The sequence below is a fragment of the Burkholderia sp. MSMB1589WGS genome, from assembly GCF_001636105.1.
GTDB lineage: Bacteria > Pseudomonadota > Gammaproteobacteria > Burkholderiales > Burkholderiaceae > Burkholderia > Burkholderia humptydooensis.
The window spans coordinates 175947-195875 of the sequence record NZ_LNJT01000001.1 but is presented as its reverse complement, the minus strand read 5'-3'; the positions used below and the strand labels follow the sequence as shown (position 1 = coordinate 195875).

General features: G+C 67.0%; 22 protein-coding genes and 2 tRNA genes. 14 read left to right on the top strand and 10 right to left on the bottom strand.

All coding sequences use genetic code 11. From position 1 onward, the window contains the following. Positions 1–55: 55 nt before the first annotated feature. From WT16_RS00940 to WT16_RS00925, 4 genes are all read left to right on the top strand, one after another. The gene (locus WT16_RS00940; RefSeq protein ID WP_063532521.1) at positions 56–955 is read left to right on the top strand and encodes an N-acetylmuramoyl-L-alanine amidase; all 900 of its coding nucleotides are present in this window, start codon (positions 56–58) and stop codon (positions 953–955) included. Positions 956–1114: 159 nt separating this feature from the next. Then, entirely contained in the window at positions 1115–1810 is a 696-nt protein-coding gene (gene rpiA, locus WT16_RS00935; RefSeq protein ID WP_006026590.1) for a ribose-5-phosphate isomerase RpiA, read from the top strand. A gap of 338 nt (positions 1811–2148) precedes the next feature. Further along, positions 2149–2862 (top strand): FCD domain-containing protein, encoded by a 714-nt coding sequence (locus WT16_RS00930; protein ID WP_009912568.1) that lies wholly within the window; start codon positions 2149–2151, stop codon positions 2860–2862. A gap of 102 nt (positions 2863–2964) precedes the next feature. Continuing rightward, positions 2965–3948: a Gfo/Idh/MocA family oxidoreductase gene (locus tag WT16_RS00925; protein ID WP_063532558.1), complete on the top strand. Its 984-nt coding sequence runs from the start codon at positions 2965–2967 to the stop codon at positions 3946–3948. Between the two features lie 74 nt (positions 3949–4022). Here the strand turns inward: WT16_RS00925 and WT16_RS00920 are convergent, their stop codons facing one another. The 3 genes from WT16_RS00920 to WT16_RS00910 all read right to left on the bottom strand — a co-directional run bounded on the left by WT16_RS00920 (position 4023) and on the right by WT16_RS00910 (position 6766). Beyond that, positions 4023–4682, bottom strand: a complete 660-nt coding sequence (locus tag WT16_RS00920) for an amino acid ABC transporter permease (protein ID WP_015600753.1) — start codon at positions 4680–4682, stop codon at positions 4023–4025. Positions 4683–4824: 142 nt separating this feature from the next. Next, positions 4825–5619 (bottom strand): cystine ABC transporter substrate-binding protein, encoded by a 795-nt coding sequence (locus WT16_RS00915; RefSeq protein ID WP_063532520.1) that lies wholly within the window; start codon positions 5617–5619, stop codon positions 4825–4827. Positions 5620–5728: 109 nt separating this feature from the next. Beyond that, on the bottom strand, positions 5729–6766 hold the full coding sequence (locus tag WT16_RS00910) for a quinone-dependent dihydroorotate dehydrogenase (RefSeq protein WP_009912565.1): 1038 nt from the start codon (positions 6764–6766) through the stop codon (positions 5729–5731). Positions 6767–6957: 191 nt separating this feature from the next. On the opposite strand from WT16_RS00910, the gene WT16_RS00905 reads away from it, so the two are divergent. Continuing rightward, positions 6958–8073: an ISAs1 family transposase gene (locus WT16_RS00905; protein ID WP_015601316.1), complete on the top strand. Its 1116-nt coding sequence runs from the start codon at positions 6958–6960 to the stop codon at positions 8071–8073. A 55-nt stretch (positions 8074–8128) separates the two neighbouring features. On the opposite strand, the gene WT16_RS00900 is transcribed toward WT16_RS00905, so the two are convergent. The 4 genes from WT16_RS00900 to WT16_RS00885 all read right to left on the bottom strand — a co-directional run bounded on the left by WT16_RS00900 (position 8129) and on the right by WT16_RS00885 (position 10767). Then, entirely contained in the window at positions 8129–8959 is an 831-nt protein-coding gene (locus WT16_RS00900) for an arginyltransferase (RefSeq protein WP_015600343.1), read from the bottom strand. 33 nt (positions 8960–8992) lie between these two features. After that, positions 8993–9760 carry a leucyl/phenylalanyl-tRNA--protein transferase gene (aat, locus tag WT16_RS00895; RefSeq protein WP_015601105.1) on the bottom strand — a complete coding sequence of 256 codons (768 nt, stop codon included), beginning with the start codon at positions 9758–9760 and terminating at the stop codon, positions 8993–8995. An 8-nt stretch (positions 9761–9768) separates the two neighbouring features. Further along, a complete protein-coding gene (locus tag WT16_RS00890) occupies positions 9769–10314 on the bottom strand; it encodes an NUDIX hydrolase (protein WP_006026598.1) in 546 nt (181 codons plus the stop codon). A 376-nt stretch (positions 10315–10690) separates the two neighbouring features. After that, positions 10691–10767, bottom strand: a tRNA-Met gene (locus WT16_RS00885). Positions 10768–11035: 268 nt separating this feature from the next. Between WT16_RS00885 and WT16_RS00880 the strand changes: the two genes are divergently transcribed. From WT16_RS00880 to WT16_RS00870, 3 genes are read left to right on the top strand one after another with little or no spacing between them, the layout of a single operon-like run. Then, positions 11036–11533, top strand: a complete 498-nt coding sequence (locus WT16_RS00880) for a heme-degrading domain-containing protein (protein WP_006026599.1) — start codon at positions 11036–11038, stop codon at positions 11531–11533. Between the two features lie 4 nt (positions 11534–11537). Next, a complete protein-coding gene (locus WT16_RS00875; RefSeq protein WP_006026600.1) occupies positions 11538–11876 on the top strand; it encodes a multidrug efflux SMR transporter in 339 nt (112 codons plus the stop codon). A 27-nt stretch (positions 11877–11903) separates the two neighbouring features. Beyond that, the gene (locus tag WT16_RS00870; protein WP_063532519.1) at positions 11904–13046 is read left to right on the top strand and encodes an enoyl-CoA hydratase/isomerase family protein; all 1143 of its coding nucleotides are present in this window, start codon (positions 11904–11906) and stop codon (positions 13044–13046) included. 298 nt (positions 13047–13344) lie between these two features. Here the strand turns inward: WT16_RS00870 and WT16_RS00860 are convergent, their stop codons facing one another. Then, positions 13345–13809 (bottom strand): hypothetical protein, encoded by a 465-nt coding sequence (locus tag WT16_RS00860; RefSeq protein WP_006026602.1) that lies wholly within the window; start codon positions 13807–13809, stop codon positions 13345–13347. A 305-nt stretch (positions 13810–14114) separates the two neighbouring features. On the opposite strand from WT16_RS00860, the gene ssuD reads away from it, so the two are divergent. From ssuD to WT16_RS00830, 6 genes are all read left to right on the top strand, one after another. Beyond that, positions 14115–15272 (top strand): FMNH2-dependent alkanesulfonate monooxygenase, encoded by a 1158-nt coding sequence (gene ssuD, locus WT16_RS00855; protein WP_009912551.1) that lies wholly within the window; start codon positions 14115–14117, stop codon positions 15270–15272. A 17-nt stretch (positions 15273–15289) separates the two neighbouring features. Then, the gene (gene ssuC, locus WT16_RS00850; protein WP_006026604.1) at positions 15290–16108 is read left to right on the top strand and encodes an aliphatic sulfonate ABC transporter permease SsuC; all 819 of its coding nucleotides are present in this window, start codon (positions 15290–15292) and stop codon (positions 16106–16108) included. After that, the gene (locus WT16_RS00845) at positions 16105–17118 is read left to right on the top strand and encodes an ATP-binding cassette domain-containing protein (RefSeq protein ID WP_059934227.1); all 1014 of its coding nucleotides are present in this window, start codon (positions 16105–16107) and stop codon (positions 17116–17118) included. Before ssuC ends, WT16_RS00845 begins: the two co-directional genes overlap by 4 nt. An 84-nt stretch (positions 17119–17202) precedes the next feature. Beyond that, positions 17203–17418 (top strand): molybdopterin-binding protein, encoded by a 216-nt coding sequence (locus WT16_RS00840; protein ID WP_006026606.1) that lies wholly within the window; start codon positions 17203–17205, stop codon positions 17416–17418. 134 nt (positions 17419–17552) lie between these two features. Beyond that, a complete protein-coding gene (locus WT16_RS00835; RefSeq protein WP_006026607.1) occupies positions 17553–17750 on the top strand; it encodes a hypothetical protein in 198 nt (65 codons plus the stop codon). A 74-nt stretch (positions 17751–17824) separates the two neighbouring features. Continuing rightward, positions 17825–18079 carry a hypothetical protein gene (locus WT16_RS00830; RefSeq protein WP_009912545.1) on the top strand — a complete coding sequence of 85 codons (255 nt, stop codon included), beginning with the start codon at positions 17825–17827 and terminating at the stop codon, positions 18077–18079. 636 nt (positions 18080–18715) lie between these two features. Here WT16_RS00830 and WT16_RS00825 read toward each other — a convergent pair. Next, positions 18716–18791 (bottom strand) — tRNA-His (locus tag WT16_RS00825). 71 nt (positions 18792–18862) lie between these two features. Then, positions 18863–19882, bottom strand: coding sequence for a tRNA dihydrouridine(20/20a) synthase DusA (gene dusA / locus WT16_RS00820; RefSeq protein ID WP_063532518.1), 1020 nt, complete (start codon positions 19880–19882; stop codon positions 18863–18865). Positions 19883–19929: the final 47 nt, after the last annotated feature.

Below are 19929 nucleotides of genomic sequence, written 5' to 3'. Positions count from 1 at the left end.
GCTCGTGCCGGGACGCCCGTCCCGGCGACCGTCGATTCACCGAGCCGCCGTCATCATGAAATTTCCTCTGCGTCATACGCTTCTCGCGAGCCTCAGCGTGCTCGCCACTGCCTGTACGACGCCCACGCTCGTCAATCACGGCGACTACTACGCCGACACGAGCCTTCCCGCGCGCAGTGTCGATTCGCGCATCCGCTTCCTCGTCATGCACTACACCGAGATCGGCGAGGCGCAGTCGCTGCGCGTGCTGACGCAGGAAAACGTCAGCGCCCATTACGTCGTGCCCGACGCGCCACGCACCGAGCGGGGCGCGCCCGTCGTCTATCAGCTCGTGCCGGAAAGCGAGCGCGCGTGGCACGCGGGCGTGAGCGCGTGGCAGGGCACGACCGAGCTGAACGGTGTGTCGATCGGCATCGAGAACGTGAACCGCGGCCCGATCGATACGCCGCACGGCCGCATGTGGGCGCCGTATCCGCCCGCGCAGGTCGACGCGATCGTTCGGCTTGCGAAGGATATCGTCACCCGCTACCAGATTCCGCCGACGCGCGTCGTCGGTCACAGCGACATTGCGCCGCAGCGCAAGATCGATCCAGGCCCGCTGTTCCCGTGGCGCGCGCTCGCGAAGGCGGGCGTCGGCGCGTGGCCGGACGACGAGACGGTGGCCGCGCGCCTCGCCGGCCGTCCGCCGAAGTCGCTCGTCGACGTGCGCGAACTGCAGTTGAAGCTCGCGCGCTACGGCTATGACATCGCGACGGACGGCGTGCTCGACGACCGCACGCAGCGCGTGTTCGCCGCGTTCCAGATGCATTTCCGGCCGACGGATTACGCGGGCAATCCGGATGCGGAAACCGACGCGATCGCGCAAGCGCTGCTCGACAAGTACATGCCGTCGCAGCCGGCGCCCGAGCGCGACGCGGCGGCGGTCGATGCGGCGAGCGGCGTGGCCGCGCAGTGAGCGCATCGGGCGCTCGGAAAGTCGAACGGCGGTGCGGCTGAACGATTCTCAATCTGAACAACGGCAGCGGCGGCGGCGCCGCCGCAACGAAAATATCCGTCGGACGGAGCGACTCCGGTAAACTTGCGTTTTCCGTACTTCGATTGCTTGACGCTTCTCATGACACAAGACGAACTCAAACGCCTCGTCGGCGAGGCCGCTGCCCGATACGTGACCGACAACGTGCCGCAAGGCGCGGTGATCGGCGTCGGCACGGGCTCGACCGCCAACTGCTTCATCGACGCGCTCGCGGCCGTCAAGGACCGCTATCGCGGCGCGGTGTCGAGTTCGGTGGCGACGACCGAGCGTCTGAAGTCGCACGGCATCAAGGTGTTTGATCTGAACGAGATCGAATCGCTGCAGGTGTATGTCGACGGCGCCGACGAGATCGACGAAAGCGGCGCGATGATCAAGGGCGGCGGCGGCGCGCTCACGCGCGAGAAGATCGTCGCTTCGGTCGCCGAAACGTTCGTCTGCATCGCCGACGCGAGCAAGCGCGTCGCGGTGCTCGGCCAGTTCCCGCTGCCCGTCGAGGTCGTGCCGATGGCGCGCACCGCGATCGGCCGCCGGCTCGCCGCGCTGGGCGGCGTGCCCGTGCTGCGCGTGAAGCAGGACGGCGCGCCGTACGTCACCGACAACGGCAACGAGATCCTCGACGTGAAGGGCCTGCGGATCGACGATCCGCGCGCGCTGGAAGCGACGGTCAACGGCTGGCCCGGCGTCGTGACGGTCGGCCTGTTCGCGCAACGCGGCGCGGATCTCTGCCTGCTCGGCACCGAGCATGGCGTAGAGACGCTCCGTTATGCGACGCGTTAAATAAATCATTCAAGAATGAATTCGATGCGCTAAAGCAATAAAGTCGGTTAAATCCAATCATAAAAAAAGTGGATTGCCGACGCTTTCGCGTACCGTTCGATCCGAGGTCCAGCAAGCTTGCAACAAGCTTGCTGGACCTATTTTTTTAGGGCTGTTTTTTCTGGATATAGTAAGAGGGATTACCCTGTCAGGTGTTTACCAGATAGCGGAATTGCGACGAACTCAGCAACGTATCGTTCATAAGAACAAAGGCTGATAGTCGTGTCATTTCGATACAGAGGGCCGGCGAGACTGCGAGGGCATTGTGCCAACACAGGTGATGTTCGGGGAGAGGTCTCATGGAGCAGGGAAAGGACCGGTCACTGGTCAGTAAAGTGATGGATGGGCTTGTCACGGGAATTGTCGAGGACAAGTATGGCGGCGTGCTGCCGCCGCAGGACGTGCTGTCGAAAGAGTTCGACGTCAGCCGCACCGTGATGCGTGAAGCGCTCTCGATGTTGCTTGCGCGCGACATGCTGGACGTGCGTCCGAAGGTCGGCACGCGCGTGCGGCCGATGAGCCACTGGAGGATGATCGACGAAGATGTCGTGAACTGGCGTTTCCGGGCGAAGCCCGATCGGCAGTTCATCCGCGACGTGATCGAATTCCGGACGCTGATCGAGCCGCGTGCGACCGCGCAGGCGGCGAGTCGCGCAACGGCGGCGGAAATCGCCGGCATAAGGGAGGCATACGAGCTGTTCAAACTGGCCGAGCCGGGAACACCGGCCTACGACGAGGCGGATGAGCTGCTGCATACGCGGATCGTGCATGCGAGCGGCAATCAGTTCTTCCAGCAAATGGCGGCGATCATCCGCGGCGCGCTGCGTGTCGTGAATCCGCGGATGAGCCAGCGCAACGACATTCGCGCGCTCGCGCTCAAGTCGCACGGGCGCGTCGTCGACGCGATCGAGCGGCGCGACGCGCGTGACGCGGAAGCGGCCGCGCTCGAGCTGATCGACTATACGGCGGAGGAGATGCGCGACTTCGCGGTCGACGTGCCCGAACGCAATTGAGCGCTGCGCCGTGTCGCACGCCGCTGGCCGGCCGTTTATCATGACGGCCGGCCGGGCCGCGAGCCCGACGCCGGACTCTCTCAGCGACACGGAATGGATTCGATGACCGATTATCAACCGACGCCGATTCGCTTCGGCATCGTCGGCGCGGGCAGCATCGCGCGCCGGTTCGCCCAGAGCCTCGCGCACGTGCGCGGCGCCGAGCTGTCGCGCGTCTGGGCGCGTCGCGCCGATGCGGCCGCCGCGTTCTGCGCGGCGCATGGCGGCGCGCCGTGCGATAGCGTCGACGCGCTCCTCGCGTCCGACATCGATGCCGTCTACATCGCGACGCTGAACGACAGCCACGCGCATTATGCGCTCGCGGCGTTCGCGGCCGGCAAGGCGGTGCTCTGCGAAAAGCCCGCGACCGTCAACGCGCGCGAGCTCGAGGCGGTGCTCGCCGCCGCGCACGCGGGCAAGCGCCTGTTCATGGAGGCGATGAAGCCGCCGTTCTATCCGCTATACCGGAGGCTGCGCGCGCATCTCGAACGCGATCCGATCGGCGAGGTCGCGCTCGTGCGCGCGGGCTGCGCGTCGTCGACGGTGCCGGCCGATCATCCTGTCTACCGTTTCGAGCAGGCGGGCGGCGCGCTGCTCGACATCGGCATCTACGAGATGTTTCTTGCGGTCGACTGGCTCGGCGCGCCGCTCGACGTGCAGACGCTGGGCCGCGTCGGCGCGACGGGCGTCGACGTGTTCGCGAGCGTCAACGCGCGGCACGAGCGCGGCGTGTCGCAACTGTTCTGCGGGCTCGACGTGATGGGGCGCGGCGACGCGCTGCTCGCGGCGGCGGGCGGCTATGTGACGATTCACGAGAACTGGTGGAATCCGGCGCGCGCGACGATCCGCTACGCGGATGGCCGCATCGTCGAGCTCGACGAGCCGTTCGACGGCGGCGGCCTCAATTACGAGATCGCGCACTTCTGCGATCTGCTGCGTGCGGGCGAGCTCGAAAGCCCGGTGATGACGCACGATCATTCGCGGCGGATGATCGCGATGACGGACGCTGCGCGTGCGGCGCTCGGCGTGCGCTATCCGATGGATTGATGGGCGCTGCGCTTAGCGCGTGGCGTGTGCCGCCGCCCGCCGCGCCCGCCGCGCCGAGCAATGCGCGATCCCGCTCAATGCCGGCTCGGCAGCGTGAGCCGCTGCTCGTACCAGCGCTGCACCCATTCGAGGATCTGGCACAGCACCCAGTAGACGCCCGCCGCGGCGAGATAGAGCGGCAGCGGCTGATAGGTCGACGCGATGATTTCCTGCGCGCTGCGCAGCAGCTCGGTGACGGTGATCACCGACACGAGCGACGTGTCCTTGATCAGGCTGATGAGGCTGTTCGACAGGCTCGGCACGGCGATCCGCAGCGCCTGCGGGCCGATCACGTAGTGCAGCGTCTGCCGCCACGACAGCCCGAGGCTGTACGCGGCGAGCCACTGCCCCTTGTCGATCCCGTTGATCGCGCCGCGCATGCTTTCGGACATGTAAGCGGCGACGTTCGCGGACAGCGCGATCACGCCGGCGGGCGTCGGATCGAGCGACACGCCGAGGCTTGGCAGTCCGTAATAGACGACGAAGATCTGCACGAGGAGCGGCGTGCCGCGCATCACGCTCACGTACGCGCGCGCGAGGCCGGCCAGCGCCCGGTTGCGGCCGATGCCCATCAGCGCGAGCACGACGGCGCCGACGAGCCCGAACAGCATCGACAGCACGGCGAACTTGACGGTCAGCAGCGCGCCCTGGAGCAGAACCGGGAGCGATTGGGCGAGGAGGGAAGTGATCGGCATGTGAAGCGGAGACGAGGCGTGAGCGAAAGCGCAATCATGAAAGCGCAATCATAAACCGGGCGCGCAATGCAAAGGGCGGCACCGTTGCGAATGCCGCCCTCGTTCGCCGCCGGATGAGGCGGCGAGGCTACGAATTACACGCTCACTTGACGGGCTTCGTCACGTCGATGCCGAACCACTTGTCGGAGATCTTCGTGAACGTGCCGTCGGCCTCGAGTTGCGTCATCGCGTCGGCGATCGCCTTCGCGAACTTCGGATTGCCCTTCTTGAACGGAATGCCGGACGGGTTCGCCGAGCCGACGTTCGCGCCCGGGCGCAGCGGCAACTGCGAGTTCTTCGTCAGGTACGCGAGCATCAGGCGATCGTTGAGCGCCGCGTCGAGCCGGCCCGCCGCGAGGTCGCGCAGGTATTCGGGCGCGCCCGGATACGTCTTCACGTCGACGCCGGGCACCGATTTCGCCATGTCCATGTAGTTCGTGCCGAGCGCGACGCCGAGCTTCTTGCCCTTCAGGTCCTCGAGCGATGTGAACTGGCGCGTGTCGTCCTTGCGCTGGATGAGCTGCGCGGACGAGAACGTGTACGTCGGCGAGAAGTCGAGCGTCTGCTTGCGCTGGTCGGTGATGCCGACCTGATTGACGATCACGTCGAACTTGCCCGCCTGCAGGCCCGCGATGATGCCGCTCCATTCGGTCGTGACGAATTCGGGCTTCACGCCGAGCTTCGCGGCGACCGCCTTCGCGATGTCGACGTCGAAGCCGACGAGCTCGCCTTGCGGGTTCTTCGAGTTGAACGGCGGGAACGTGCCTTCGAGGCCGATCCGCAGCGTGCCGCGTTGCTTGACTTCGTCGAGCAGATCCGCCGCGTGCGCGGTGGCGGCGACGAACGACGCGCCGATCAGGCCGGCGACCAGAAGCTTCTTCAGCGACGCAATTTTCATCGTGTTGTTTCCTTGCCTGGGAGAGGGCCTTCGACGAGGCCTTGAAATCGATCGCCCGATGATAGCGAAATAACAATCGATGTCTAAATATTGTTTGTTTATTTCTATATCACCGCGTTTGCCCGAGAGCGATCGCCTTCACGCATTCGGCGACGAGCGCCGGACCGCGATAGATGAAGCCCGTGTACAACTGGACGAGCGACGCGCCCGCCGCGAGTTTCGCACGCGCGTCATCGCCCGAGAAGATGCCGCCCACGCCGATGATCGGCACGGCGTCGCCGAGCTCCGCGCGCAGCTTGCGGATCACCGCGTTCGACGCGTCGAACACGGGCCGCCCGGACAGCCCGCCTGCTTCGTCGGCGTGCGGCAGGCCCTTCACCGCGTCGCGCGACAGCGTGGTGTTGGTTGCGATCACGCCCTCGATGTCGTGGCGAAGCAGCGTCGCGGCGATTTCCTTCACCTGCTCGTCGTCGAGATCGGGCGCGATCTTCAGCGCGAGCGGCACGAGCTTGCCGTGCAGATCGGCGAGGCGCTGCTGCTTGTGCTTCAGCGCGGCAAGCAGCGCGTCCAGCTCGCCCGCGCCTTGAAGCTGGCGCAGATTCTTCGTGTTCGGCGACGAGATGTTGATCGTCACGTAGCTCGCGAACGGGTAGACGCGCTCGAGGCAGTACAGATAATCGTCGGCCGCGCGCTCGATCGGCGTGTCGGCGTTCTTGCCGATGTTCAGGCCGAGCACCCCGCGGTAGCGCGCCGCCTGCACGTTCTTCACGAACTGGTCGACGCCGCTGTTGTTGAAGCCCATCCGGTTGATGATCGCGCCGGCCTCGGGCAGCCGGAACATCCGCGGGCGCGGGTTGCCGGGCTGCGCGCGCGGCGTGACCGTGCCGACCTCGATGAAGCCGAAGCCGAGCGCGGCGAAGCCGTCGATCGCCGCGCCGTCCTTGTCGAGGCCGGCCGCGAGCCCGACCGGATTGCGGAACGTGAGCCCCATCACGGTGCGCGGCGCGTCGGGCACGCGAGGCGACAGTGCGCACGCGAGACCGGTGCGGCCCGCGGCGCCGAGCATGCGCAGGGTCAGATGATGAGCATCTTCCGCATCCATCTTGAAGAGGGACGCGCGGGCAAGCGGATAGAGGGAGCTGAACACGAAAAGGGGCGGCGGCAGCCGAAAAATTGACAACCCGTCATTTTAGCCGAGAAGCGCCGGCGCGCCTTCGTCGGGCGGCGCGGCGGCAGGGCTTCCGCATGAAGGCCCCCATGAATCAAGGCTGAGAGCGGAAAAGGTTGTTGTAAACATTTGGCGTCTCAGGTTTACTCTCGATTTTTGCCGGACGAGAGATGCCAACGATCATGGACGCGTTTGCCGAACTGCGAGACCCGCGCTGCCGCGCCTGCCGTTATCCGTTGCAGGAAATCCTGTTTGCCGCCCTGTGCGCGGTTTTATGCGGCGTGGAGGACTGGGAAACGATGACACTGTGGGGCCGCACGCAGCTTGCTTGGCTGCGTAGCCATCTGGCGTATGAGAACGGCGTGCCGTCGCCCGATACGTTCCGGCGGGTATTCGGCGCGCTCAGTGCGAAAGCGTTTGAGCGCTGCTTCATCGACTGGGTCGGGCAACTGTGTCCGGCGCTGGCTGGCCAGCATGTGGCGATTGACGGCAAGGCGGTGCGCGGCAACCGTAGCGGCACGCATGCGGCGCTGCATTTGGTGTCGGCATGGTGCTCGAACAACGGCTTGAGCCTCGGGCAAGTGAGCACGGCCGATAAGAGCAATGAGATCACGGCGATCCCGGAATTGCTGGCCGCGCTCGATTTGCAGGGCGCGACGATAACGATCGACGCGATCGGCACGCAGCACGAGATCGCACGCACGATCGTGGAGGCCGGGGCCGACTACGTTCTGGCGGTCAAGGACAATCAGCCGCGACTGGCCGAAGGCGTGCGCCAGTGGTTTGCGGCTGCCCAGGACGGCAAGCTCGAAAGCTCGTACTGGGAGCACACCGAACATGACAAAGGCCACGGGCGGCTGGAGACCCGGGTTTGCCGGGTCAGCGATGATGTGGCGTGGCTGAGCGGGACAGGACAGCACTGGGCGGGTCTCCAGCGGCTGGTGATGCTCGAGCGCACACGCCAGATTGGCGAGAAAGTGACGACCGAGCGCTGTTACTACATCAGCTCGAAAGCGGTGAAAGCAACTGAGATGGCTCCGGTCATCCGTGCTCATTGGGGCATCGAAAACCAACTGCACTGGGTCCTCGATGTCTCGTGGGGCGAGGATGCCAGCCTGATCCGCGACACCCTGGCCGCCCGCAACATGGCCAGTCTGCGCAAGATCACACTCAATCTCGCCCGGCTGGCTCAGAGTCGGCAGCCCAAGAAGGTGAGCCTGAAGAACATCCGTAACCTCGCCGCATGGGATACCGCTATGCGTGACTCCATCCTCGGCCTTGCCTGACATGCCTCTTCATGCGGAAGCCCTGGGCGCGGCGGCGGATGCGGCCGCGCGGCTTTCAGCGCGTGCCCGAATGGCCGCCCGGCAACGGCGCGCGCGCGAAGGCGGCGTCGACGGGCGGCAGAACGGCGAGCGTCGGGTCGAGCACTTTCCAGCGGCCGTCGATGAGCCCTTCGAGCGGATGGAAGTTCGCCTTGTAAGCCATCTTCGGGCTTTCGCGGATCCAGTAGCCGAGATAGACGTATGGCAGGCGCAGGCTCTTCGCCTGCTCGATCTGCCAGAGGATGTTGTAGGTGCCGTAGCTCGCGTGCGGCTCGTCCGGATCGAAGAACGTGTAGACGGACGACAGGCCGTCGCCGAGGATGTCGATCATGCTGACCATTCGCAGCGCGCTCGCGCCGTCCTCGGCCGGATCGAGATCGCGGAATTCGACGAGCCGCGAGTTGATCCGGCTCTGCAGCAGGAATTGTTCGTATTGATCGCGGCTGTCGCGGTCCATGCCGCCGCCCGCGTGGCGCGCCGATTGATAGCGCATGTAGAGCGCGTAGTGCTCTTCGTCGTAGTGGAGCGGCGACACCGTCGCGACGAGCGCGCGGTGGCGCTTCCATGCGCGCCGCTGCGCGCGGTTCGGCGCGAATGCGTCGACGGGCACGCGCACCGGCACGCACGCGCGGCAGCCGTCGCAGTACGGGCGGTACGTGAACACGCCGGAGCGGCGAAAGCCCGCCTTCACGAGCTCGGTGTAGATGTCGGAATTGATCAGATGGCTCGGCGTCGCGACTTGCGAGCGCGCAATGCGCCCGTCCAGATAACTGCACGGGTAGGGGGCCGTTGCATAGAATTGCAACGCCGAAAGCGGTGAAAGCGGCAGCTCAGTGGGATGAGTCATGGGCAGCTCTCGATGTATTGATGTTTTGCCGCGCTAACGATCGAACGCTTCCGCTGCCGTCGCCGAAGCGGCCTGGCCGAGCAATCCGGCGACGACGGTCTTGTCGAACCGCCAGGGTATCGGCGGCTCGGCGACGGCGCGGCGCACGTGCGCGACGAACGCCTTGCGCGCGATCTCGCGGCCGCCGAGCGACGCCAGATGCGACGTATTCTGCTGGCAGTCTATCATTTCCACCCGGTGCTCGCGCAGGTGCGCGACGAGCGCGGCGAGCGCGATTTTCGACGCGTCGCTGACGTCCGCGTACATCGATTCGCCGAAGAACATCCGGCCGAACGACACGCCGTAGAGGCCGCCCACGCGGCGGCCGTCGAGCCAGGTTTCGATGCTGTGCGCGTCGCCCGCGCGGTGCAGCGACGAATACGCGTCGATGATCTCCGCGGTGATCCACGTGCCGCGCTGCCCGCGCCGCGGCGCCTGCGCGCAGGCGCGCATCACGCCGGCGAAGTCGCAGTCCACGCGGATTTCCCAGCGCGGCTCGCGCAGCACGCGCTTGAGCGTCTTCCTGAAGGTCGCCGAAACCCTGAATTCGGCGGGCACGAGGATCATTCGCGGATCGGGGCTCCACCAGAGCACCGGCTGGCCGTCCGAATACCACGGGAAGATTCCGCGCCGGTACGCGTCGATGAGGCGCGACGGCAGCAGGTCCGCGCTCGCGGCGAGCAGGCCGGGCGCGCCGCTCGCCGCGCCGAGCGCGCGCTCGACGCTCGGAAACGGATCGTCTGGGCCGAGCCAGGGGACCATGCGCGTGCCTAGCCGTTGCGCAGCGAGCGGAAGATGTCGCCCGTGTGGACGCCGTAGTCGCCCGCCTCGCGGTCGGCGAAGAAGAACCGCAGCGTCTGGCTGACGGTCGGGAACGCGATCTCGTCCCACGGAATGTCCGCCTCGTCGAAGAGCCGCACCTCGAGGCTTTCCTCGCCCGCCTCGAACGACGGATCGACAAGGCGCGCCAGGTAGAAGAGATGCACCTGATGGACGTGCGGCACGTTCAGCAGCGTGAAGAGGTTCTGCACCTCGACGCGCGCGCCCGCTTCCTCGAGCGTTTCGCGCGCGGCGGCCTCGGCTGTCGTCTCGCCCATCTCCATGAAGCCCGCGGGCAGCGTCCAGTAGCCGTAGCGCGGCTCGATCGCGCGCCGGCACAGCAGCACCTGATCGCCCCAGACGGGAATCGTGCCCACGACGTTGCGCGGGTTCTGATAGTGGATCGTGCCGCACTGGTCGCAGACGAAGCGCTCGCGATTGTCTCCCGGCGGGATGCGCGCGACGACTTCGTGACCGCAAACGGAACAGAATTTCATAGAAAGGGGATGGGAAATGGTGATGCGAGTGTATCACCGGGCGAGGGCATTCTCGTGCGCGCGAAGTCGAGCGGCGCCAAGCGGGCGGGCGCGGCGGCGCGGCCGGTTCGCGGGGCTGAGTGCGATCGCGATTTTTGTTTCGCGCTTTTCGTCTCGCATTTTCGCGCCGCCTCCCGCATCGTTTTTCGCTCGTATCGCAGCTCGTCTTGTGCCGGTCGCATGCGATGGCGCGCGGATGCAGATCGGCGACGCAATCGCGCAGGCGTTGGAAAAGCAAAAAGCCCACCGTGGAGGGCGGGCTTTCTGATCGGTTTCGACGCGGATTCATCCGTTTTCGCATGCTCGCGCTTGGGGCTTGCCTGCGAAAAAACTGGCTTGGTTGCGGGGGTAGGATTTGAACCTACGACCTTCGGGTTATGAGCCCGACGAGCTGCCAGACTGCTCCACCCCGCGTCCGTCGAAAAATAAAATTATAGGGAGTTGCCCGGATAAATGCAACACCTTCCTGATGATTTCCGTTTGCCGACTCGCCCGAGCGGCTCGCCGAACAGCTCGCAGGCAGTGCTGCGCTAGAATCGGACCGTTTATCGGACCGTTCCATCGGGCCGCTTTACCGGTCGCTTCACCGGCCGCGCCGCAAGGGCCGCGCAGTGCGCATGCCATCCGGGACGGCGCGCGCCTTTTCCTTCCGTATTCCCGCTTTCGTTCGCCTATACGCTTCATGGATATCGCTCTCGATCTGCAGTCGATCGCCGTACAGGAAAAGACCCTCGTGTTCCCGCAGTTCGACGCCGCGCGCGCATGGGCGCTCGGCTCGCAACTGCGCGAACTCGCGCTCGCGCGCGGCCACGCGGTCGCAATCGACGTGCGCACGTTCGGTCAGCCGCTCTTCTTCGCGCTGCTCGACGGCGCGACACCCGACAACGTCGACTGGGCGCGCCGCAAGGGCAACGTCGCCGCGCACTTCAGGCGCAGCTCGTATGCGGTCGGGCTGCGGATGCAGCAGGCGGGCGCGACGCTCGCCGACAAGCACGGGCTGCCTGTCGCCGAATATGCGTCGCACGGCGGCGCGTTTCCGCTGACGGTCGCGGGCGCGGGCGTGATCGGCTCGGTCACGGTGTCGGGGCTGCCGCAGCGCGGCGACCACGAGCTCGTCGTCGAGGCGCTGTGCGCGCAGCTCGGCCACGCGTACGAGACGCTCGCGCTCGCGAGGAGCTGACGCGATGCAACTGCCCGCTTACGCATGGCTCGCGATCGCGATCGTCGCCGAGGTGATCGGCACGTCGGCGCTGCGCGCGGCCGAAGGCTTCACGCGGCTCGGGCCGACGCTCGTCGTCGCCGCGGGCTACGGCACCGCGTTCTATTGCCTGTCGCTGACGCTCAGGAGCATGCCGGTCGGCATCGTGTACGCGATCTGGTCGGGCGCGGGCATCGTGCTCATCACGCTCGTCGCGGTCGTGCTCTATCGGCAGGTGCCGGACTGGCCCGCGATCGTCGGGCTCGCGCTCATCATCTCGGGCGTCGCGGTGCTCAACCTGTTTTCGAACATGCAGGCGCATTGACGGCCGCGCCCGCCCACTTCTCAATGTATGAACGCATTCCATTCCGATTCGCCCAAGGCCGACGTCCGCGCGCACGTCGCGAACCGCATCGGCTTTCTCGAGCTGAACCGCCCGCAGGCGCTCAACGCGCTGTCGACCGGCATGATCCGTGCGCTGCATCGCGCGCTCGACGCGTGGCGCGACGATGCCGACGTGCTCGCGGTCGTGATCCACAGCCCGCATCCGCGCGCGTTCTGCGCGGGCGGCGACGTGCGCTTCTTCCATGACGCGCACCGGCGCGGCGATCAAGCATCGATCGACACGTTCTTCATCGAAGAGTATTCGCTGAACCACGCGATCTTCACGTACCCGAAGCCGTATATCGCGCTGATGCACGGCGTCGTGATGGGCGGCGGGATGGGCATCTCGCAGGCGGCGAAGCGCACGGGCGGGCTGCGCGTCGTCACCGATTCGACGAAGATGGCGATGCCGGAAACGCGCATCGGGCTCTTTCCGGACGTCGGCATGAGCTGGTTTCTCGCGCGCACGCCGGGCGCGCTCGGCCGCTATCTCGCCGTCACGGGCGCGACGCTCGACGCGGCGAGCGCACTGTACGCGGGGCTCGCCGACGCCTATCTGCCGGATGCGGCGCTGCCGGCACTCGTCGACGCGCTGCGCGCCGAGCGCTTCGGCGACGGCGCGGCGGTGACGGCGCGCATCGCGGCCGAAGCCGCGCGGCACGCGCCGGCGCCCGCGCCCGATGCGTCGGCGCTCGCGGCCGCGCGCGCGTCGATCGACCGGCATTTCGCGCAAGGGGACGTCGCCGCGATTGCGGCGTCGCTCGACGCCGAGCGCGACGATGCGGTGCGCGCCGCGTGGGCCGACAAGGCGCGCGCCGCGATGCGCGGCGGCTCGCTGTCGCCGCTGTCGATGGCGGTGTCGCTCGAAGTCGTCGAGCGCGCGCGCGGCGCGACGATGGCCGACTGCCTGCGCCGCGATCTCGATCTGACGCGCTCGACGTTCGCGCGCGGCGACGTGATCGAAGGCGTGCGCGCGGTGATCGTCGACAAGGATCACGCGCCGAAGTGGCGCTATCCTGCGATCGCCGACGTGACGGCGGAGGCGGTCGCGGCGATGTTCGAGAGCCCGTGGCGCGCGGACGAGCATCCGCTCAGGAATTTGCACGACTGACGATTTTGCGGATCGCGCGCGGCATCGCGTGTGCGGCATCGCGTGATCGCTTCGCGTTGTTCGAGCGGCGCTCGACAGGCGCGAGCAGGATCGATCCGGACGGTCGCTTCGAACGATCTATTCGCAGAAAAACGATGATCGGTTGGCGCGATGCGGGAGCGTCGATCCGTCGGCGTGCGCGCCGATCGACGCCGACGATCGCGCGATCGTCGGCGCGGATGGCGAGCGATCGCCGCTCCGCGCGGGGCGGCCGGCCGCGCAGCCGAGCGCCGCATCGCGCGCGCCGGGCCGGCGGTGCTCACGCGTCGCCGCCGCCGTCATCGTCCGACATGAACGCGCGCATGAACACGAGCGTGCCCCAGCCCCAGACCGCATTCGCGACGAAGCCGACGACGAGGGGCGGCAGCATGTTGCCGGCGGGCCAGATGCCGCGCAGCGGATCGATCGCGAACACGCGCGCGGCGGTCAGCACGATGCCGCCGAACACGAGCGACGGCACCCACGGCGCCGCGCGCTCGGGCGACACGCGCAACAGCCACGCCATCAGGATCGCCCAGCACGCGCTCATGATCGCGTTCGCGACGAATTCAGGAATGCCGAGCGGTGCGAACGGCGCGGTCGAGAAGCCCGTCGCGTCGATGAGGCCCGCCGTGTGCAAGAGCGCGAGCGTCGCTTCGCGGAAGAAGAGAGCGGCGAGAAAGCCGGACAGAAACGGCAGGATCACTTTCTGCATCGAGAGCGCCACGTGAAGGCGCGGCGCCATGCGGCGCGCGCCGGGTTGTCAGGGACCTGGTGCGACATTATAGGGGCCCGTGCGCGCATATTCGCTGCAGCAGCACGCTATGCACGAAAGCGGAAAACCTAAGCTCAAAAAAATCGTTCCTATACGAAACCGCGCTCCCTAGACTGATTCCCCGAGAGACGGCCCGGCCGCCCACCGCGCGACGGCGCGCGCGCATCGCGCGATCCGCCGCGACGCGTGTTTCCCGGCTCATCCGCGAGCGATGCGCGTGCCGCGTCGTGTCGCCGTCGCCCTTTTTTGCACGATCAGTCAGGCAGGAGCTTCGCATGAATGTGTTCTGGTTCATTCCCACGCACGGCGACAGCCGCTATCTCGGCACGGCCGAGGGCGCGCGCGCCGCGGACTACGACTACTTCCGGCAGGTCGCCGTCGCGGCCGATACGCTCGGCTACGACGGCGTGCTGCTGCCGACGGGCCGTTCGTGCGAGGATGCGTGGGTCGTCGCGTCGAGCCTGATTCCGGCGACGAAGCGCCTGAAATTCCTCGTCGCGATCCGGCCGGGCCTGTCGTCGCCGGGGCTGTCCGCGCGGATGGCGTCGACGTTCGACCGGCTCTCCGACGGGCGTCTGCTGATCAACGTCGTGACGGGCGGCGATTCGGCCGAGCTCGAAGGCGACGGCCTCTTTGCCGATCACGACACGCGCTACGCGATCACCGACGACTTCCTGCACATCTGGCGCAAGCTGCTCGCCGAATCGCACGAGAACGGCCGCGTCGATTTCGACGGCGAGCATCTGAGCGCGAAGGGCGGCAAGCTGCTGTACCCGCCCGTTCAGCGCCCGCATCCGCCGCTGTGGTTCGGCGGCTCGTCGCACGCCGCGCATGCAATCGCGGCCGATCACATCGATACTTATCTGACCTGGGGCGAGCCGCCCGCGGCGGTCGAGAGGAAGATCGCCGACATCCGCGCGCGCGCGGCCGAGCGCGGGCGCGAGATCAAGTTCGGGATTCGCCTGCACGTGATCGTGCGCGAGACCGAAGAAGAGGCATGGCGCGACGCCGACCGCCTCATCAGCCGGCTCGACGACGACACGATCGCGCGCGCGCAACAGGCGTTCGCGAAGATGGACTCCGAAGGGCAGCGCCGGATGGCCGCGCTGCACGGCGGCAAGCGCGGCTCGCGCCAGGAGCTCGAGATCTATCCGAACCTGTGGGCGGGCGTCGGGCTCGTGCGCGGCGGCGCGGGGACGGCGCTCGTCGGGAATCCCGAACAAGTCGCCGCGCGGATGCGCGAGTATGCGGCGCTCGGCATCGAGACGTTCATCCTGTCCGGTTATCCGCACCTCGAGGAGTCGTACCGCTTCGCCGAGCTCGTGTTCCCGCTCGTCAAGGGCGGCGGCGGCGCGCGGCGCGCGGGGCCGCTGTCGGGGCCGTTCGGCGAAGTCGTCGGCAATCAGTATCTGCCGAAGGCGAGCCAGAGCTGAGCGAGGAGGGCACCGACATGGCGATGACGCATCCAGGCGCGGGTTTCGCGGCTCGCCGCGCCGGCCAGGCCGCGCGCGCGATCGCGCCGTGGCTCGTGCCGCTTGCGCTCGTGCTCGCGTGGGAATTCGCCGCGCGCTCGGGGGCGCTGTCGAATCGCGTGCTGCCCGAGCCGTTCGCCGTCGCGCGCGCCGCGTGGACGCTCGTCGAATCGGGCGACATGTGGGCGAACGTGAAGGTCAGCACGTGGCGCGCGCTCGTCGGCTTTGCGATCGGCGGCGGCGTCGGGCTCGCGCTCGGCCTCGCGACCGGGCTTTCGAAGACGGCCGAGGTCGCGCTCGACTCGACGATCCAGATGATCCGCAACATCCCCGCGCTCGCGATGATCCCGCTCGTGATCCTGTGGTTCGGCATCGACGAGAACGCGAAGCTCTTCCTCGTCGCGCTCGGCGTGTTCTTCCCCGTCTACATCAACACGTATCACGGGATACGCTCGGTCGACGCGGACCTCGTCGAGATGGCGAGGAGCTACGGCGTGAGGGGCTTCGCGCTCTATCGCGACGTGATCCTGCCGGGCGCGCTGCCGTCGATTCTCGTCGGCGTGCGGTTCGCGCTCGGGCTGATGTGGGTGATGCTGATCGTCGCCGAAACGATCTCCGCGCAATCGGGCATCGGCTACATGACGATGAACGCGCGCGAATTCTTGCAAACGGACGTGGTGGTGGTCGGCATCCTGCTGTACGCGGTACTCGGCAAGCTCGCCGACGTGCTCGCGAAGTGGCTCGAGCGCGCGACGCTGCGCTGGCACCCCGCGTATCAACCGGGAGCCGACGCATGACTGGAACCACGCTGGCCGCCACATACGGCCCGATCGCGGGAGCGGATCTCGAAGCCGAGCTCGCGCAGGCGCGCACCGCCGACGGCGATGCGCAGGACGCCGCGGTGCTCGAACGCGACAGCGGCGCGCACGTGCTGCCGTTCGCGTCGGGCGGCGCATTTGGCCGTGCGCCGCGCGACGACGCTGACGCGCGGCGCGTCGCCGGCGCCGGCGACGCATCGGTGCGCCTGACGCGCGTGAGCAAGCGCTACGGCGAGCGGGCCGTGCTCGCCGATGTCGATTTGGCGATCGAGCGAGGCAGCTTCGTCTCGATCGTCGGCCGCAGCGGCTGCGGGAAATCGACGCTGCTGCGTCTCGTCGCGGAGCTCGAGACGCCGAGCGCCGGCGCGCTCGTCAAGCGCGGCGAAGGCGGCGGCGCGCTCGATACGCGGATCATGTATCAGGACGCGCGCCTGCTGCCGTGGAAGACCGTGCTGCAGAACGTGATGCTCGGTCTCGGGCGACGCGCGAAGGACGACGCGCGCGCGGTGCTCGACGAAGTCGGGCTGCTCGCGCGCGCGAACGACTGGCCCGCGCAATTGTCGGGCGGGCAGCGGCAGCGCGTCGCGCTCGCGCGGGCGCTCGTCCACCGCCCGCAACTGCTGTTGCTCGACGAGCCGCTCGGCGCGCTCGATGCGCTCACGCGCATCGAAATGCATGCGCTGATCGAGCGCCTGTGGCGCGAGCATCGCTTCACCGCGCTGCTCGTCACGCACGACGTGCAGGAGGCGGTCGCGCTCGCCGACCGGATTCTGCTCATCGAAGCGGGCCGGATCGCATTCGATCAGCGGGTGCCGCTCGAGCGGCCGCGCGCGCGGGCGTCGGCGGCGTTCGCCGCGTTCGAGGATCGTGTGCTGCAACGCGTGTTGACGGGCGCGGAGCCGGCGGATGCAACGCCGGCCGCCGCGATTCCGGACGGCGCTCCGCGCGGCCGCGCGGCGGCGGCGAGCGGATTGCGCTGGGCGGTATGACGGGCGGGCGACGACGCGCCGCCGCCCGCGCGATCGGACCGATCGCCACGATCAATCAGACGAACCATTCGGAGCGAATACCCGATGAGCATCACGGCAATCAACGTACGAAATCAATTCCGAGGCAAGGTGAAGGAGATCATCCGCGGGCCTGTCGTGTCCGAGGTCGACGTCGACACGCCGTTCGGCATCGTCACGTCGGTCATCACGACCCGCTCGATCGACGAACTGGAGTTGAAGGTCGGCACCGAGGTGGTGGCGCTCGTCAAGTCGACCGAAGTATCGATCGCCCGCCTCTGAGCGAGGCGGCCGCCGCCCGCGCGCGCCCGGCCCGCGCGGGGCGACACTTTGCGCCCGTCGGCGCCGGCTTCGCCGTTTTTCCGCGCATGAACGAAAGTGCTAGGATGGAACGAAACCGACGGCGGAGGCGGGCCATGTTTCCTACCCTGAGTCCCGAAGCGATCGAAGCGCTGAAATGGATCGACCAGTTCGGCGCCGGCCGCCCGCTGCCGGCGGGCTTCCGGCTTGCGCTCGAGGAGCTTCTGAACGACGGCTTCGTCTATCAGAGCGGCCCGGACCGGGTCGACATCACCGACGACGGCAAGGCTTACCTGTCTGAAGCGTACGATTGACGGGGATGGCGGACGCCGGGCGGAGCTTGCCCGTGCCGACGCCGGCACGGCCGTCCGGATCGGGAGGCGACGAAATGGAACCGAAAGGCAGGGACATCGGCGACTTCGGCGAGGCCTACAAGGGCTACGACATCGAAGTGAAGACCGAGCAGGTCTGGGCGGGCGAGAAGGCGCATTACCGGGTGCTGCAGGGCGGCGCGGTGATGATCGACTGGCGGCTCGTGCACGTTGACGGGCTGTTGCTCAGTGAACGCCGGGTGATCGAGCAGACGCTTGCCGTCGCGCGATCGGCGATCGACCGGGAATTGCTGGGCGCTGGCGTCGTCTGACGACGCTTGCCTGGGAGCTGGCCGGCATGCCGGCGATCCGTCGGCGGATCGCGGGGGCCGGATGTGGGTGCGGTGTCGGCGCGCAGCGGTCGCGCTGCGAGTGCCGAACGGGTATCGGCGCCGCACGCCGGTTGCCGTCTTGCATCGATCCGATCGAGCGAATCGGTTTTCACGAAAGCGCTTAACTCGCGATACAAATATTCACAAAGAATCGACATGTCGCGCGGCGCGCGTCGAATATACTGCAAAAGCATCTTCTCCTCGTGCCAAAGGATCTGATGCAAAAGAAAGCCCCGGCTGCGTAATGCGGTTGGGGCTTTCGCGTTTTGGGCGTCGAACGTCCGGAGTGTCGGCGCAAAAGCGGCGCGCGAAACGGTGTGGCGTAGGGCCTGCGGCGATCAGGAGGATCGACGGTGGCTCATGAAGTGGAAATGGGCGCCGCGGGCGGGGAGGCCCGGGAAGCTTCTGCGTGCCGAGTGCGCGGCGGTGCGATCCCGGTGAAGTTTCGAATATCGTTTGATTGGCGCTGAAGATTTCGCGTTGTCTGCGAATCGCGGCAAGACATGCGCGTCGTTTCCGAATTCTTGTCGCGGAAAGCAAAACAGGCGCCGAAGCGCCTGTTTTGCAATGAAACTTTGGGGTGGCTGATGGGACTCGAACCCACGACGACAGGAATCACAATCCTGGACTCTACCAACTGAGCTACAGCCACCACTATTTTCTCTCCGTTTGATTCGCTGCAGCAGCGGCATCAATGAAGAAGCGAGATTATACAAAGGCCGTTTAGCTTTGCAAAGCCTTTTTTTCAAAAAGTTCTTCCGGGTTCGCCAGGTGTGTGCGCGCCTCGTCGAAGATCGATAGATCGCCATGCACGAGACGCTTGTTGTCCGACAGGACGCGGCGCCAGCCGCGCGCACCCGCGACGCCTCGATACAGGCCGAGCGCATGCCGCACGATCGCGCCGAGATAGGTGCCGCGCGCGAGCTCGGTCGCGCAGTATTCGACGAGCTTCGCCTCCACGGCTTCGCGCGTCGGCGCCGGCGCGGTCGCGCCGTAGAAGCGTGCGTCGACGCCGGCGAGCACGTACGGATTGTGATACGCCTCGCGGCCGAGCATCACGCCGTCGACATGCCGCAGATGCTGCTCGACTTCGTCGAGCGTCGTGACGCCGCCGTTGATGACGATTTCGAGCTGCGGAAAGTCGCGCTTGAGCCGATACGCGTAGTCGTACTTGAGCGGCGGGATCTCGCGGTTTTCCTTCGGCGACAAGCCCTTCAGGATCGCGTTGCGCGCATGCACGACGAACACCTCGCAGCCGGCCGCGGCGACCGTGCCGACGAAGTCGCGCACGAACGCGTAGTCGTCGACCGAGTCGACGCCGATTCGATGCTTGACCGTCACCGGAATCGACACCGCGTCGCGCATCGCCTTCACGCAATCCGCAACGAGCCGAGGCTCGTTCATCAGGCACGCGCCGAACGCGCCGCGCTGCACGCGCTCGGACGGGCAGCCGCAATTCAGATTGATTTCGTCGTAGCCCCAGCGCTCGCCGAGTTTCGCGGCGTGCGCGAGATCGGCGGGCTCGCTGCCGCCCAGTTGCAGCGCGACGGGCGCTTCGTCGGGCGTAAACGCCAGATGGCGCGCGACGTCGCCGTGGATCAACGCGCCCGTCGTCACCATTTCGGTATAGAGCCACGCATGGCGCGAGATCGTGCGATGAAACGAACGGCAGTGGCGATCGGTCCAATCCATCATCGGGGCGACGGACACCCGGCGAGGACTGAGGGCAGGCGAAGCGGACATAGGCGGTACGGAAAAGCGCCGGGGCGCATGGATAACCGCATATTTTA

Bases quoted from the DNA above. Each gene is read 5' to 3' on its own strand.
- ssuC (WP_006026604.1), top strand. From the start codon at position 15,290: ATGGCGATGACGCATCCAGGCGCGGGTTTCGCGGCTCGCCGCGCCGGC.
- ssuD (WP_009912551.1), top strand. From the start codon at position 14,115: ATGAATGTGTTCTGGTTCATTCCCACGCACGGCGACAGCCGCTATCTC.
- WT16_RS00870 (WP_063532519.1), top strand. From the start codon at position 11,904: ATGAACGCATTCCATTCCGATTCGCCCAAGGCCGACGTCCGCGCGCAC.
- WT16_RS00880 (WP_006026599.1), top strand. From the start codon at position 11,036: ATGGATATCGCTCTCGATCTGCAGTCGATCGCCGTACAGGAAAAGACC.
- WT16_RS00875 (WP_006026600.1), top strand. From the start codon at position 11,538: ATGCAACTGCCCGCTTACGCATGGCTCGCGATCGCGATCGTCGCCGAG.
- WT16_RS00930 (WP_009912568.1), top strand. From the start codon at position 2,149: ATGGAGCAGGGAAAGGACCGGTCACTGGTCAGTAAAGTGATGGATGGG.
- WT16_RS00860 (WP_006026602.1), bottom strand. From the start codon at position 13,809: ATGGCGCCGCGCCTTCACGTGGCGCTCTCGATGCAGAAAGTGATCCTG.
- rpiA (WP_006026590.1), top strand. From the start codon at position 1,115: ATGACACAAGACGAACTCAAACGCCTCGTCGGCGAGGCCGCTGCCCGA.
- WT16_RS00915 (WP_063532520.1), bottom strand. From the start codon at position 5,619: ATGAAAATTGCGTCGCTGAAGAAGCTTCTGGTCGCCGGCCTGATCGGC.
- WT16_RS00835 (WP_006026607.1), top strand. From the start codon at position 17,553: ATGTTTCCTACCCTGAGTCCCGAAGCGATCGAAGCGCTGAAATGGATC.
- WT16_RS00900 (WP_015600343.1), bottom strand. From the start codon at position 8,959: ATGACTCATCCCACTGAGCTGCCGCTTTCACCGCTTTCGGCGTTGCAA.
- WT16_RS00890 (WP_006026598.1), bottom strand. From the start codon at position 10,314: ATGAAATTCTGTTCCGTTTGCGGTCACGAAGTCGTCGCGCGCATCCCG.
- WT16_RS00925 (WP_063532558.1), top strand. From the start codon at position 2,965: ATGACCGATTATCAACCGACGCCGATTCGCTTCGGCATCGTCGGCGCG.
- WT16_RS00905 (WP_015601316.1), top strand. From the start codon at position 6,958: ATGCCAACGATCATGGACGCGTTTGCCGAACTGCGAGACCCGCGCTGC.
- WT16_RS00845 (WP_059934227.1), top strand. From the start codon at position 16,105: ATGACTGGAACCACGCTGGCCGCCACATACGGCCCGATCGCGGGAGCG.
- WT16_RS00830 (WP_009912545.1), top strand. From the start codon at position 17,825: ATGGAACCGAAAGGCAGGGACATCGGCGACTTCGGCGAGGCCTACAAG.
- WT16_RS00940 (WP_063532521.1), top strand. From the start codon at position 56: ATGAAATTTCCTCTGCGTCATACGCTTCTCGCGAGCCTCAGCGTGCTC.
- WT16_RS00920 (WP_015600753.1), bottom strand. From the start codon at position 4,682: ATGCCGATCACTTCCCTCCTCGCCCAATCGCTCCCGGTTCTGCTCCAG.
- aat (WP_015601105.1), bottom strand. From the start codon at position 9,760: ATGGTCCCCTGGCTCGGCCCAGACGATCCGTTTCCGAGCGTCGAGCGC.
- WT16_RS00840 (WP_006026606.1), top strand. From the start codon at position 17,203: ATGAGCATCACGGCAATCAACGTACGAAATCAATTCCGAGGCAAGGTG.
- dusA (WP_063532518.1), bottom strand. From the start codon at position 19,882: ATGTCCGCTTCGCCTGCCCTCAGTCCTCGCCGGGTGTCCGTCGCCCCG.